Source organism: Zooshikella ganghwensis, from assembly GCF_018263875.1.
In the GTDB taxonomy this organism is placed as follows: domain Bacteria; phylum Pseudomonadota; class Gammaproteobacteria; order Pseudomonadales; family Zooshikellaceae; genus Zooshikella; species Zooshikella ganghwensis.
This window is the reverse complement of sequence record NZ_JAEVHG010000002.1, coordinates 287,461-303,378: the sequence shown is the minus strand read 5'-3', so window position 1 is coordinate 303,378 and position 15,918 is coordinate 287,461. Positions and strand designations below refer to the sequence as shown.

9 protein-coding genes are annotated in these 15,918 nt (G+C 37.4%); 2 read left to right on the top strand and 7 right to left on the bottom strand.

Annotated features, from left to right (window positions below):
• Positions 1-63: 63 nt before the first annotated feature.
• Positions 64-1,677, bottom strand: a complete 1,614-nt coding sequence (locus KHS79_RS05130; RefSeq protein ID WP_212717300.1) for an MFS transporter — start codon at positions 1,675-1,677, stop codon at positions 64-66.
• A 457-nt stretch (positions 1,678-2,134) separates the two neighbouring features.
• Between KHS79_RS05130 and narL the strand changes: the two genes are divergently transcribed.
• Together narL and moeA are read left to right on the top strand one after the other, a co-directional pair.
• Entirely contained in the window at positions 2,135-2,785 is a 651-nt protein-coding gene (gene narL / locus KHS79_RS05125) for a two-component system response regulator NarL (RefSeq protein ID WP_094786400.1), read from the top strand.
• Between the two features lie 49 nt (positions 2,786-2,834).
• On the top strand, positions 2,835-4,070 hold the full coding sequence (gene moeA, locus KHS79_RS05120; protein WP_212717298.1) for a molybdopterin molybdotransferase MoeA: 1,236 nt from the start codon (positions 2,835-2,837) through the stop codon (positions 4,068-4,070).
• A gap of 193 nt (positions 4,071-4,263) precedes the next feature.
• On the opposite strand, the gene KHS79_RS05115 is transcribed toward moeA, so the two are convergent.
• From KHS79_RS05115 to KHS79_RS05090, 6 genes are all read right to left on the bottom strand, one after another.
• Complete coding sequence (locus tag KHS79_RS05115) at positions 4,264-4,851, bottom strand: hypothetical protein (RefSeq protein ID WP_094786402.1); 588 nt, start codon at positions 4,849-4,851, stop codon at positions 4,264-4,266.
• 491 nt (positions 4,852-5,342) lie between these two features.
• A complete protein-coding gene (locus KHS79_RS05110) occupies positions 5,343-8,135 on the bottom strand; it encodes a hybrid sensor histidine kinase/response regulator (RefSeq protein ID WP_212717296.1) in 2,793 nt (930 codons plus the stop codon).
• A gap of 73 nt (positions 8,136-8,208) precedes the next feature.
• Positions 8,209-11,376: a hybrid sensor histidine kinase/response regulator gene (locus KHS79_RS05105; RefSeq protein WP_212717294.1), complete on the bottom strand. Its 3,168-nt coding sequence runs from the start codon at positions 11,374-11,376 to the stop codon at positions 8,209-8,211.
• Positions 11,377-11,555: 179 nt separating this feature from the next.
• Positions 11,556-12,860, bottom strand: coding sequence for a hypothetical protein (locus tag KHS79_RS05100; protein ID WP_212717293.1), 1,305 nt, complete (start codon positions 12,858-12,860; stop codon positions 11,556-11,558).
• 147 nt (positions 12,861-13,007) lie between these two features.
• A complete protein-coding gene (locus KHS79_RS05095; protein WP_212717291.1) occupies positions 13,008-14,138 on the bottom strand; it encodes a cysteine synthase family protein in 1,131 nt (376 codons plus the stop codon).
• A gap of 109 nt (positions 14,139-14,247) precedes the next feature.
• The gene (locus KHS79_RS05090) at positions 14,248-15,258 is read right to left on the bottom strand and encodes a DUF1015 family protein (protein ID WP_212717288.1); all 1,011 of its coding nucleotides are present in this window, start codon (positions 15,256-15,258) and stop codon (positions 14,248-14,250) included.
• Positions 15,259-15,918: the final 660 nt, after the last annotated feature.

The following is a 15,918-nucleotide window of genomic DNA, read 5'->3' as shown; positions in this document are numbered from 1 at the left end:
AGAAAGTGTACTCTCAAAGCAGGCTATAGGGGGACTCAAAAAATGCACTATTTCTAGAGTAAACTAAGGGTTATAAAACTCTCCATTTTTACGTAAATAAAACCAGTAATTGATGACTACGCAGATAGCATAAAATATTGCGAAACCAATTAAAGCGACTTCAGGCGTAGTGGCAGTGATTTGCTCACCTATTACTTGCGGAATATAAAATGCTCCATAAGCAGCTATTGCAGATGTCCAGCCCAGAACAGGACCCGCTTGCTCTTTAGGGAAAACGATTGCAATGGTGCGAAAGGTGGAACCATTTCCTATGCCTGTTGCGGTGAATAGAGCAAGGAATAAAATAAAAAAGGGCACAAAGTAATTTTCAGGTGTTGCTGAATTATATGCAGCTTGCATGTAATAGGCGACACCTAGTGCACTGACAACCATAATAATTGAGCAGAATTGCGTTACTATTGCACCACCTACCTTGTCTGCTATCCAACCACCGACAGGACGAATGAGCGCACCAATAAAGGGTCCCATCCATGCATACATGAGTGCACTTGGACCATTAGGGTTTACGGTATCATGGGTCATCTGGCCGTCAGTCATAATATGGCTATAACCAAATATGACTTTGATCGCTAATGGAAAGGCTGCTGCAAAACCAATAAAGCTGCCAAAGGTCATGGTGTAAATGATACTCATAATCCAGGTATGCTTATTATTAAAAATCTTATATTGCCGTGACAGGCTGGTTTTTATTTGTCCAGGCAAACTTTTCAAGGCAAACACGGTCACAGTGATAATACCAATGAGAACAATTTCTTTGGGAATCCCCCAGCCAGAGCCATTTGCAGTTTCTGGCAGCATCAGCCATAACCCAACACCAGCGGTTAGAAAACCGATAAGAAACATAAAGGTTATCTTGGTAAATGCACTTGATGCATTGCCTATGTCTGGTGATACTTCAGGAGTACATAAATTATTCATACCAAACCAGCCTAAAAAGGCCAGAGGAATAAGTAGCAGCAGCCAGACGTAGCCAGCATTTTGAATCCAGGTTTCTGAGCCTGCTGGGATTTTTCCTATCAGGGTTCCTGAGCCGTTAATTAATACCATTGGCTCACCGCCTAATGTACCAAAAGCACCAAAGGTCATAAATAAAGGAACAATAATTTGCATTGTTGTTACACCAAAATTCCCTAGTCCCGCATTGAGACCCAGGGCAAGACCTTGCTTTTTTTTAGGAAAGAAAAAGCTAATGTTTGACATTGAAGAGGCAAAATTACCCCCACCTATTCCAGATAAAAGTGCTAAAAGCTGGAATACCCAAAGCGGAGTATTTTTATCTTGCAGGGCCATTCCTGTTCCTAAGGCCGGAATAATTAACAACGCCGTCGTAAAGAAAATAGTATTTCGACCACCACATAAACGAATAAAAAAACTACTCGGTATGCGTAAGGTTGCACCTGTTAAGCCGGCAATAGCCATCAGGGTAAAAAGTTCCGCTTTAGCAATAGGAAAGCCTAGGTTCAACATTTGAACTGTGATAACGCCCCAGTATAACCAGACTGCAAAGCCACACAGCAATGATGGAATAGAAATCCAAAGGTTTCTTGTTGCAATATTTTTTGCTGATGCTTCCCATTGCTGGGTATCTTCAGGGTTCCAGTGTGTTATATCTGTCATAGTGATCTCCCCCACTCATGAGGCGTGACGAAATGTAAACTCACTATGAGAGGATGGTAAGTAAGGGACAATGCCCAGGAATAGGTAGACTGCATGTATTATTTTTTCAATATAAGACGGTTAGATTTTTGTATTAGTAAGGGCTTAAGTAAACTGTATGACAGTATGTAGAACAGGATATGTTTATTTGATAACATGAAATACAAAAATAAAAATACCAATTAAGAGGTATAAAACTATTTACATAAGGGATAAAGCAATTTATCCACTATAATTGGTATTTAGCATAATGCTGACACAGATCAAAGGTTTATCATCGTTTGAGTGAAAGCGATTATGCGAATTTTTGATGATATTAATTATATACCCAAAACGAAGGATTTTTAGCGGGGCTAGTCTGGTCTGTAACGATTCGTGAAGGGTATAGCTATTATAGAACTACTTAGAGACCAACGTAATGTCTTCTGAAGTTGCTACTATTTTAATGGTCGATGACCACCCTTTATTTAGAAAAGGGTTAAAACAATTACTTGAGTTAGAAGATAGTCTACAGATTATTGGTGAGTTTAGCCGCGGGCAAGATGCGCTTGACATGGTCAAACATAGTGAGCCTGACCTGATTTTGTTAGATTTGAATATGCAAGGGCTTGATGGTATAGAAACACTTCGAATGATGCGTAATCAAGGTGTGACTGCACGAATTATTATGCTTACGGTCTCTGATAATGAGGCTGATGTTATTCAGTGTATACGAGCAGGTGCAGATGGCTACTTACTAAAGGATATGGAGCCTGAAGATATTCTCGATAAAATAAAGCAGGCTGTTCTTGGTAAAATGGTGATTAGTGAGCGTTTAGCTGAAGTGTTAGCTACAGCGCTTCGTAAGCCCGACCAGACAGATGAAAATCTTTTAGCTTCTTTAACCAGTCGTGAATATGAGATATTAATGCGAATTGCCCAAGGGTATAGCAATAAAACAATTGCGCGTGAATTAGGTATTTCTGATGGAACAGTGAAAGTGCATGTGAAACATTTATTAAAAAAACTTAATATGCGTTCACGTGTTGAAGCAGCAGTGTGGGTAATTAATAAACAAAAAAGAAGTTAATAGTTGACTGAAGCGAGTTATCCATAAGAATCTTGGCAAGGAAACGTAAATGAGTTGTTGTGACCAACCTGGATTAATCTCTGTTAATGATGCCCTCAATAAGCTGTTAGCGGCAGTTAAGCCTCATGCTGAATATGAGGAGCTTCCACTGCCTCAAGCATTACATCGTTATCTAGCGCAACCTATCTATGCTCTAATGGACAACCCTGCTTGGCATAATTCTGCTATGGATGGGTATGCAGTTAGGTTTGCAGATTATCAGTCAGGTCAACCTTTAACAGTCGTTGGTACTGCGCTGGCAGGTAAGCCATATACTAGATCTGTTGAAAAAGGGCAATGTGTACGCATTATGACTGGAGCCCCCATACCAACTGGAGCAGATACAGTCATTATGCAAGAGCAGTTGTGTGATAAGCGTTCTGATAAAGTCATATTTTCTGGAGAGGTGAAGCAAGGTGATCACGTTCGCTTAAAAGGTGAAGATATAAAGCAAGGAAAGATATTATTACCCGCAAAACATCAATGCTCGGCAGCAGATATTGGCTTTTTGGCAGCGCAAGGTATTTCAACTGTCACCGGTTATCGACAGTTAAAGGTTGGATTATTATCTACGGGTGATGAACTTAAAGCATTAGGTACAACACTCCATTTGGGGGATATTTACGATAGTAATCGCTACATGTTGAATGCGTTACTTTCGAATATGGGATGTGATGTTCATGATTTTGGTATTATTGCTGATAATGTTCAATTGATAAAAGACACTTTAATTAAAGCAAATAACCAGTGTGATGTTATTATCACCTCAGGAGGTGTTTCTGTTGGTGAGGCTGATTATATTAAAGATATTATTAGTGAGCTGGGTGAATTACACCTTTGGAAGGTAGCGATTAAGCCAGGTAAACCTTTCGCATATGGCTGGCTGTCAAACGCTTTGTTTTTGGGATTACCGGGTAATCCGGTATCTGCTTTGGTTACGTTTTACAAATTGGCATTACCAGCGATGGTAAAAATGACGGGTGGAGAGTATCTTCCTCCAAACTATTTATGTGCAACACTTACACACCCATTGAAGAAGCGACAAGGCCGTACAGAATACATCCGTAGCCATTATACATCGAACAATGAAGGTGAGTTATTAGTAACACCAACAGGGAAGCAGGGAAGTGCAATCATGTCATCTTTAGTAGGCGCTAACTGTTTTATTGTGTTAGATGAGAACCAAGAAAGTATGGTGGCTGGTGAAAAAGTAATGATTGAAGTATTCCAACCTCCTTTGCTTTAACGTTGTTGTTATTTATGCCTAATACGAAGAGTATAATGTACTTTTTTCGAAATATCTAAAGTCTTCATCTATATAAATACGTTGAATACTGTCAATCCTTTCATTGAGGTGCTGTAAGCAGTAGAAGTCAAGGATGGCCTTCTGCTTTAGGAAATTATCCCTTGTAAACTAGTAAATAAGCAAAATTATAGTTTTAATTATTTAACATACTTTGAAAACGCTCGCTAATAGTCGCTGTGATTGATCTTATTTCAAACTGGCTTAGCCCGGTAACAGCTGTTGGATCAAATCTATGCAAGTGTAAATAAGGTGACTTGGCTTTGAACTCTTTTAAATCTCCATTAAGTAATATAGGTAAAAATGGTGTATTAAAGCGGCGTTGGTAAAGTCTGTTTAAAAAAACAGAAGCACTATCCAGTTCAATATGCTGTACTTTTTTCGTTTTGGTTTGTGTAATGCAAATAATCAACCCTTTTTTTTGAAATACTTCACCAGGAAATAATAAAATTCCTGTAGATTTAATGGCTTCTTCATTGACACGATTGAATGTATCATGAAATGCAAAAGGGTTTGGTAAAACAATCAAACTACTGTGGTAATCTTTAGGTAGAATAACTTCAAAGTTGCTGTATATTTTTTTTACTGTGGGGCTGTATACACAAAAAGAGGATGATACTGATTGAAAAAAATGAATGGCTTTGGTTTTGTTGGTAATGGAAGATATGTCCCAGAATAAGTCAGGATTATCCTGAGATCTATTTAATAAAGATGAGTCGCTCATTGTTAATATTTTTAACTATAACCTACTGCTTATGTTTGAATGTTTTTTATACGATACGGCTATGAAAATAAATAAGTCATAGTTGTATATCATAATTTTTATACAAATTCCTTAATACGATTATTAAAACTTACATATCGTCCTCGCCCGTTATCCTTCATAATATTGTACTTATGTACTATTTATTTTGCTAAAATATAGCATTGTACATTATTTAATATGTTTGACTAGTTATTTTTGTGGAGCATGTGTGCCAAATTATGATGTGTAATGCTTGTATATTAATCAGGTGAACTGACCGTAAATATACCCAAGACGTAGGATTTTTATACACACTATCCATAGTGTTTACCCTAAAGGGTCTGCGAAGCGATTCTAAGGTGCACTTGAAACATTTTTAGAGTTTATTGTCGTTGTTCTTCTGTAACTATAAATAACAGAGGGGATTGATTATAGAGAAAACAGGCTTAGCCTGACACCTATACTATTAATTAGTAGTCTAATTCTTCTGTGGTTTTATCAGTACTTAACGATGGTTTTTTAAATGACTTTGGTGTAGATAAGCTCAGTATGACGTTAACTAGCTCGTTGACATCAATAGGCTTAGAAACAAACGCATTGATTCCAGCTTTGAATGCTTCATTCAGTTGTTTTTTTAAAGTGCTTGCAGATAACGCTACAATAGGCAACTGATCAAAAGATGGTATAGTCCGTATTTTTCGTGTGGCTTCATATCCATCCATAACAGGCATTTGCATATCCATCAAAATAATATCAAACGCAGATGCTTTACTATTGTTTTCTAAAACTTTTAGCGCGTGTAACCCGTTTTCGGCAACTTCGACAATAGCACCCTCCGTGATAAGAATATCTTTGGCAACTTCTCGATTGAATTGACTATCATCAACTACTAATATATGTATATCTGCTAAGCGATTTAATTTGTGTGAGTTAAGCTGATTTATTGTTATCTTGTCGTTATTTTTAACATTCATCACAGCCTTATATAGGCTGGAAATAGTAATAGGCTTTATTAGGGTAGCATTCACTAATTGATGTTTTGGGTGTTTAAGAAACTGCGCTTGCTCGTATTCTGTCAACATGATAATGACTGGTGTTTGCCAATCAGGTCGTAGCGTTTTTATTTTAATAATGGTTTCAAGCCCATTTAAGTTCGGCATACCCCAGTCTACTAATAAAATGTCATAGTTTTCTTCAGGAGTATTATTTATACTTTCAATCATTTTTTCTCCAGAGTTAACCGATTTTATACTCCAACCTAAACTTTTAGCTATATTCGCGAGTACATCTCTAGTAGTGCTATTGTCATCAGCAACTAAAATATACTGGTTTGCCACTTTTGCTGTTAAGTTTTCGTAAGGTGTACTAAGGTCAAATGGTAGTGTGAAAAAAAATTCGCTTCCTTGTCCAAGCGTACTCCTTAAATGCAGTTGCCCACCCATTAACTCCACTAAGTGGCGACAAATGGTTAAACCAAGTCCTGCACCACTAAAGTTTCTGGTCGAGGATGTATCCACTTGGGTAAAGGGTTCGAATATGTTTTTTTGTTTGTGTGTTGGTATTCCAATGCCGGTATCTTTGATTGAAAACTTTAGATGTATTCGGTGGCTATTTTGGTCACTATTAACAGATGTGACACCCACAACTATTTCTCCCCACTCTGTATACTTGATAGCATTGCCTGTTAAATTCATAAGTATTTGTTCTAGACGAAGGGAATCTCCTTGAAGAAAGTTAGTGCCTTCTGGAGGTGGTGTTATGATAAGCTCAACAGGTTTTTGATTTACTTGAGAGGACATTATAGTTGCTAAGTGATCAAGTACATCGTTGAGTTGAAACGGCTCGTTTTTTATTTCCAAATGATTAGCCTCAATTTTTGAGTAATCTAAAATATCATTAATGATACCGAGTAAAACACGACCAGAGCTTTTGATTTTCTGTACCATACTTGCCGCAGTATTGGGTAGGCTTTCTTGCTTTTCCAATAAGTGAGTGAAACCTATAATAGCATTCAAGGGTGTTCTGATTTCGTGGCTCATTGTGGATAAGAAAATGGACTTTGCTTGATTTGCTTGTTCAGCGGATATTTTAGTGGCTTGAAGTTCCTCTGTTTGTTTAGCCATTTTTTCTGCATAGATATGCTCATTTTCACGCTGTAGTTTCAGTGCTTCTGTTGCTTCAGTCAGTGCATTAGCTTCTTTTTGCTGTAAATGTGTAAGCTTCCAGGTCCCCAGGAATAAAATAGCGAGTAGCACACAACTAGTTGTACCTACCTGAAAAGATTTTGCTTTAAGTTGTGGGCGATACTGGTTCTGTGGCGTAAAATGCACTATATGCCAAGCATACTTAAGCTTATGTAGGTGGAGTGCGGAAGGTTGTAACTGTTGATTCAACGTTGATTTACTGATTTTAACAGTGTGTAGAGGATAAATGGTGTTAAACGTCCAAAAACCTTCAGGGGTTTCATGCGTACCATTAAGTTTTTCAGATAGGTAAGACCAGGCTTCTGGATAACGGTGAGCCATATTCAACTCTTGTTTTTGAAGCATGAAGCCCCACTCGTCTTCTGCTGAAGGTCCAAGTAGCCAGAAACCGTTTTTATTGATGAGCCAGAGGTGATTTTTATTAGCAAGGCGAAGCTGTTCCAGCATATCTGAGCTGGCATAGTTCAGAACTATAGCTCCTCGTCTTTTACCTTCTTTAGTGATTAAGGGTGTAGCAATGCGAATAGTTGGTTTTCTTGGTTCCTCGATCTTGCCATATTCTACGTTTAGATCAAGTCTTGAAATATAAACTTCACCTTTAGTGAGTTGTTGTGTTTTTATAAAATAATCTCGACTGATTTTGCTTTGCAGATTTTCCTTTGCTACGGCATAGGGTTTTCCGTTATTATAATTTATGCGAATTTGTTCTAAACCTGCTTCATCAATCCAGCGAATTTGGTCATAATTTTTTTTGATAGCGGAAAAGCTTGTCCATTGTTTCTTAATATTTTCAATTGAGAGCGTTGTAGTATTATCTAGTGACTTTTTTAGTTCTTGCTCATTGGCTAAAAATAATAAATCGCTAGTAATGACGTCAAAATTTTTGGAGATGGTTGTTCGGCCAGCATCAACACTGGCTTGACTAGAAAGCTTAAGATGACCATAAAGTTGACTTGCTTGAACTTGGTAAAAGAAATAGGCTACTCCTAGCACAAATAGCGATATTGGTATAAAAATTATCAAAAAGTGTTTGATGAAAAAATATTTTTTTTGCTTCATGCTCGTCACCATAAGTCAACGGGGTCACTTTACCCCTTGTTTAAGATTATGGATTTTGATAATTAAGGATAAACTACGATGTTAATGTTGATGTCCCATTAGAGGAAACTTTTGAATCATTAAGATATTCATTGACTGTATTGAGTGTTTGATTCAGTGTTGCGCAAAGCGTCAGAACTTTGTTATGGTCAACTCTTTTGTTAGGTTCTACTTCTTTTCGAAATGTGAGTTCCAGAGCACGAGCATTTTCAGCTACACGAAGCAGTGATAAATCATTGGCAATGTCTTGTAATGTATGAGTAATATTCTTTGCTAACTCAATGTTGTTTTGTCTTAGCGCTTCACAAATTTTTTGTACATCTTTACTATGCTCGGTGATGAATTGTTGTAACTGTGTATGGAAGTTATCAAGCTCTACCCATTTCTCAACCGCAGTATCAATTTCGAATAATGGTATATGGCTGTTCTCATTGGTTGTTAGAGACGATTGATGTTCAGTGATAGGGATATTGCTTTCAACTCCTTTGGTAAGGTTGCGAATAATATAGACTAACTCATTGAGATCAAATGGTTTAGAAATACATTTGTTAATACCATTGCTTAATGCTTTAGTATGTTCACTTTTAACGCTGTCAGTAGAGAGGGCAACGATTGGAATCAATGATAGAAGTGCAACTGATCTTATGTGATGTACTATTTTATAGTGTTCTCTAATGAGCATTTTTAAATCTATAAAAATAATATCAAACTTATTGGGGTGTGCTTGTAAAATTGATAATATACCATCACTCGTTGCAGTGAGTTCAACATAGGCACCTTCGCTTTCAAGAAGGTTACGAGTTACGGTGCAGATAGTTTCGTTATTATCCGCGATAAGCACATGGATACTTTTCAATCGTTGGATAACTTTGTCTTCAGCTTTATTTTGTGCTATTCGACGCGTTTGTTCTTCAAGTACTATATTATATAAACTAGATGCTGTGATGGGTTTGGTTAGTGTATGATTAATAATTGCTGGTGATGATTTATTGTATAAAGATTGTTGTTCAAATGTGCTGGCCATTATGACAGTGTGAAAATGTAAATGTGGAAAGTTTTCACTCACTTTTTTGACGAGAGTGACTCCATCAATACCGGGCATTTGACTATCGATTAACAAAATATCAAATAGTTTATCATTACATTGGCTTAATAGTTTTAAGGCTTCCTCACCTGAAGACGCTGATTCTACTGTCCAACCGAGACTCACGACAGTTTCTGTGATAAGCTTTCGGGCAGAAGCGTTATCATCAACGACTAATACATGTTGGTGAAGGGCTGGATGGATTTGATTGATGGCTGGATTGCTCGATTCAAATGGAATAACGAAAAAAAACTCACTACCTTTTCCTTCTTCACTTTTAACCCCTATTTCTCCACCCATCATTTCGACTAAGTGTTTACTGATAGTTAAACCCAAGCCTATATCTCCATATATATGATCTTGAGATGAATTAGTTTGTGTGAATAAATTAAATATGTCGCGTTGTTTTTCCTGAGGAATACCTATGCCAGTATCAATGACGGAAAAACGTAACAAAATAGGGGCTGAAATAGGCTCATTGTTAACAGGAGAAATATTTACGATAACTTCACCTTTCTCTGTTAGTTTAATGGCATTACTAACAAGGTTTGTCAGTATTTGTTCTAGGCGAAGAGGGTCTCCTTTAAGACTTTCGGCATGTGGAGGCGGTGGAGCGATCGCGACCTCAATAGGTTTTTGACCTACGGTTGAAGCCATAATGCCAGCTAAGTTATCAAGCACTTCAGAGAGCTGAAAGGGTATATTTTTAATTTCTAATGTATTGGCTTCTATCCTGGAAAAGTCAAGAATATCATTGATTATTCCCATTAGTGATTGACCTGTACTGTATATACGTTGAACCATACTTTGTGCAGAGTTTGACAGGTCTTCCTGCTTATTTAATAAGTAAGTCAGTCCCAGAATCGCATTTAAGGCAGTACGTATTTCATGGCTCATATTGGATAAAAATTTAGTTTTTGATAAGCTAGCTTGTTCAGCAATTTCTTTTGCCTGCTGTAATTCATAAGCGCGTTTTGCCATCTCTATAACATGCTTTTGTTCGGCTTTTTGGCTGGCATCTTTGGTGTGTAATACTTGAGATAATGCACGGTTTCTAGTTCGTTGCAGTGAAGAGTATCGCCAAGTGATGACTAATAGAATGACAAGTATTAGCCCGGTTGAGGAAATATATTGAGTTTGGGTCTCTTTTAACAATGGCCAGTATTCATTGGTTGGAGTGTAGTGAATCAGTTTCCAATAAGTGTGAGAATTCATTTTTGTGTGTGGTGACTGCTCTGGATTATTATGAAGGGAAAAACCATGAGCGAATAACGGATTAACGGTTAAAAATGACCAAAAACCTGACTCAGATTCAAGCGTACCAGCTTCATTATTTGCAATATATTGCCAAACGTTAGGAAATCGTTTTTTCATCGTAAGATCAGCTTGTCCCAGCATGAAACCCCATTCATCTTGTTTATTGGGACCTAATAACCAGTAACCATCAGCATTAGTTAGCCATATATGGTTACTGCCTATTGTGCGTAATAGCGAAAGCATATCTCCACTGGTATAGTTAAGTATGACTATACCTCGACGGATGTTGTTATCATCAAAAACGGGTGTACTCACTCGAAGCATTGGTTTTCGCGGTTCTTCAATACGATTATGTTCAATATTTAAATCCAATGCTGAAATGAAAGTATCACCACGAGGTAATTTGTTAGCCTCAAGATAATAATAACGATGAGCTTTATTCTGTAGCTGGTTGGCCGGTACAATAGTCGGTTGACCGTCACGGTTATTATTGACTCGTATTTGTTCCATGCCATGCTCATCAATCCAGCGTACTTGATCATAAATGACTTTACTACGGATAAAGCCAATCCACTCATTGTGGATTCTGTCTGCTGTTTTTTGAGAAGGATTGTTAATATAATCGTTAAGTTCGGATTCTTGAGAGAGAAAAATGACATCGCTAGTAATCAAGTCAAGATGTCTTAAAACAGTAGCATTACCTGTTCTGGCAATTTCTTGACCAGTTAGTGCTAGTCGATTGTAAATACGCTCAGCTTCAAGCTCATAACCCAAATAAGCTATTGCAGAAACTATAATTGCTACCGGTAAAAAAAAGATAGCCAGATTTTTTGCAAAAAAATGAACTAAAGGTTTCATCATAAATAGGTACTTGCAAGATATCCTTTTCACACAAAAGTATAGTTATGTTTTATTTAAAATGGCTTCAACTTTATTAAGATATTATCAGTGAAGCCTTTTCTTTGGGGGATTCTAGATTAAGTTAAACTTAAGTGACCTAACAGTGATAGTTTATATAATTATTAGTATTCCACTGCTAATCAATTTTCGGAAATATTTCTCTTGAAGTATGATGCATCACTCGAGTTAGCAGTATTTTTTAACTGATAGGCTAATAAAAAAACCTCAAGTAGTGTAGCTAAACATACAATACTGGCAAACCAAGCAGGTGTTGCATTGAAATATATTATAGTAAGGGCTGTTACAATTAATACTAAGTTGGCGACAACTGCCGAACGTCCAATAGCAACAGTTGAAGTTTGTACCATATGTAAACCCTGATAATAGTTTTGTAAGGACATTAAGATGGGTAGTAAGCTGCTGGCCAATAAGATACCCTGAATACCATTGATTAGTCTGTCCTGGCTATCAACATAATATTTCAAGAGTGAATAACCCCAAGAAGTTGTGGCAAGAACGAATAGAATTAAGCTAAAACAGCATCCTATGCTTATGGAAAATATATAAAGCGAGGCTTTTTTAATTTGACCTGCGTTACGGATAACAAGTTGTTGCAACATTCTTACTGCATTGCTAATGCTAATGGTTAACGCCCAACCTGCAGCCCAAATGGCGACATTTAAGGTGCCAGTCATTGCTATAAATAGTGGTAATAATAAGCGTGCTCCCCATAGTGAAATCGTAGACTGTGCTAGTGGCCAATAATAGTGGCTCATTGTAATTAAGTTATCAGGTAAGGTTGTTGTACAACTTTTTTCTTCTTTTAGTGTAATTTTATTGACTTGATTTCGTATAAACAACAGTTCCCCCATGGTGCCAGCTAATAAAGCGGTAGCAGCTACCCATGTACCTTGGTCAGTAAAAGCTGCCATCGCAAGAGCTGTGACTGTTAATAAGAAACAGCGGAGTAACGAGCCTTTGGCGATAATGTCAGTAAGTCCTACACGAATAATCTGTCCTTGCCAATATCGTCTTAGACTGATAATTAATGGCCAGGGACACAATAATACAATAAGCAATGAGGTTGACTGCCAAAGAACCGCATCAATTTGAAAAAGAGTAGGGAGGACTGGAATGTAACCAATGATAATCATTCCTATCATAAGACTAATACTGAGGATCAGCGTAAAATTCAATAAAAGGTTGCGAGCTCTTGTCTGATAAGCCATGGCATTGGCTGTAGGTAAAATAGGAATAATTGGACTCTCAAAAAATACAGCAATACTTTTGCCTAATGCAAAGGCTGCAAGATAATGTGTACTATCAGTTAAACTAGCTAATACAAATATAATAATGGGATCACCTAGTGCCATCACTATATCGCTGGTAGCCATAGGTATAAATTGTTTAAATAAATAGCGGGGTGAACCATGAACCTTGCTCATAAACAACTCCTTGTTGCTCCCTTCCAGCTGTGTGATTTAAATGAAGGGAGCAAGTATCTCAAGAGGAATCATGCCTTGTTAGGAGGGTGTCGAAAAAGCGCAGTAGTTTTGCGACAACCTCTTAGGACACGGTAGCAGAGATTTTCTTTACTCTAAGTGGTAGTACTCCTGTATGGCCCTGGCAGGCAAATACTGGTGATTACGTTTTTTAGATGATAAATAAATAGGTTGCAATTGTTGGCAAATGGCAGCATGAAGTTCATGCAACTCTAGGAGGGGGAGGTGATTGCTTTCCAGCCAATTAACGTTGAAGACAGTATCTAAATAACGGTCCCCTCGGTCTGGATTAATAAGTACGATAGATACATCACGTGACTGCTGGTGTAGATAAGCCAGACCCGCGCTGATAATAGCCCCTGTTGATGCGCCCAGTAACAAACCTTCCTGGCGTGCTAAGTGGTGGCACATTGAAAAAGCAATATGATCTGTAACGTTATAGCCATAGTCTAAGTGATCATAATTGAATTCAGGAGGAGCAAATGATAGCCCCAGACCTGTCATTTTATACGCGTGACGTGGTTGTCCTAATACCCCTGAGCCAGCGACATCAACACAAATAATATCGGTATGTGGGGAGTATTCACGAAAGTGGCGGGCTATGCCTGCTAACTGACCAGCAGTGCTGACACCTAAGACAACAGCATCAGGCATTGGATTAAATGCCGCGGTAATTTCCTGAGCCGTGTATACTTGATGTGCCGTAGGATTGTTAGGGTTAAGATGCTGACAAGGATAAAAAGCGTTACTTATTTTTTCTGATAGGTCTTTGGCTTTAGCCATACGTGCTTTTTGCATCGAACCTGCAGCATCAGCTTTACTTAAAGGTACTTCCACCAGCTGGGCACCATAAGCTTTAAGCATTTTTAGAACTGGTGGTGGTGTTTTAGCATCAATAACAATGATGACTTTATAGCCTTTTGCGGCCCCAATACTGGCCAGCGCTAAACCAAAATTTCCAGAGCTTGACTCAATAATGGTTCCTCCGGGCTGCAATAAACCTTGTTGTTCTGCGTGATTAATTAGATAGGCTGCATTTTTGTCTTTGATACTACCGGAAGGATTACATGATTCAAGCTTGATAAAAACGTGATGTTTTTTACAGAGTGGGTGAATTCGATGAAGTTGTACAAATGGCACATGACCTATGGCCTGATCAATAGATTTTGCGATGAAAGCGCGAGTTTCGGTTGTAAAGCGGTTAGATGCTATAGATAACATATTATTCCCTTTAATATTATCTTGTACCCTTGGTGCAGAGCTTTTTAAAATATACCCTGTACAAATAATGAGTAGAGGGTGTTGTAGTCATAAGAGAATTATTTATTATTCATCGCTCTTTTGTTAAAAATGGAGTCATTTGTTCTGCAGGTTTAAAAAGAAAACATGTTGATTTTTTAGGTAATAAAGTGCCTTTTAATGCTGCATTGTACATTGATGAAACACTGGGCGTTTTTATTTTTACCTGAAGCCGGCTTGTTTGATAAGTGCTTTTCTTATAGAGTGAGCTTATTTGACTATCTGCTTCTATTAAGTTCTCACTCATAATCGTCTCAAATCCATTAAACCTCTCCATCACGTTTAAAATATGTGCATATCGAAGACATGAATTATCGTGGTGTCTGCTGTTACCTTGGTCGTTTATTTTAAAACTCGTTTGAAGATCATTAAATAGTATATGGTAGTCTCCTTGTGAGTAGGGGCAGGAAGTGATACCTGATTTTTTTAAATGCTGATGGAATGCCAGCCAGCAAAAGTTTTTATTTATACGAGCAATTAGGTCGAAACTTTCAACTTTAGCTTGAGTGGTGTGAGTAATAAAAACAGGAAGCGGTAGTGATAGACCTTGGTGATGTAATAATCTTTTCTGTGCAGCTAAACGGTGATGTCCATCTGCAATCATAAAGTGTTCAATAGTATTAAGACATAACATGAGCTGCCTAGCATACTGAATATTATTAACTTTAATAAAAGAATGTGTTAATCCGTTGATTGACGCGGAATAAGTAGGAGGATACTGCTCAAACCACGTTGACAGATATTGAAACGGAAAATGTTTGCTCTGTGTAACAAGAAAACACGGAGATTTAATAGGTTTATAGGTCATAGCCTGGACAAGTTCACTTACATGGTATTCATCGACTTTTTCATGTGGGAAAACGCTAGGATCAACATGAGTAGTTGATAGATTATAGTAGCAGCTAATTCCAATGCTCTTATGATAACTTTTTTTGAACTGACCAGAAATCTGATAAATAAGTAGATGTGGCAGGTAAAAGCTATTCCGGTAAGCAGTTTTAGGTGTATGGGTATTAGGTTTGATATTTAGGTGAAAAGACATGATGTGCCCTTACAGATAGCTTGTGTTAATATTTGGTTTGTATATGTGTTTTTTCAAACAAAATGGGCTTTCCCACGCAAAAACAGCATGGAAAAAAGTGTTTTTTTAAGAGCATTGCTAAACGCTTTTATACACTTTGCGCATTAAATTGATTCGTGAAGGGTTTACACGACTTATCTTTTTAAATTGCCAAAGCGTTTAAGCATGGAAGCGAATAGGAGGGCGAAATGGTGAAGTGTAATAGCCAGTTATTATGAATAGAAGTTGAGGTACACTGTATAGGTTTATATTACATGCAGTGATAATATCTTTATATTTTGTTAAAGGAGAACAGTTTCCATAACATCCGTGGCAATCATCGCTACTTGTTTCATGTTTATTAATGATATGGTCAATTTGAGAGTGCGTACTATGAATATGGCTTTCTGTTAAATTAAGCTGCAAGCTATTATTAAAAAAGCTAGTATCCATTATATCGCTGTTGCTTGCCGTACTCCGGAGAGCAAGTAGCACGAGGGAAATTAACAACAATTGAATTGCAAATTTCATAGCAACGCCTGTAATCCATTACACATGATTGCTTTTTACAATAAAAATTACTTGTATACTCTTATTTGAGTATACGTTCACTATCCATAGTAAACCACTAAAAACAATTTT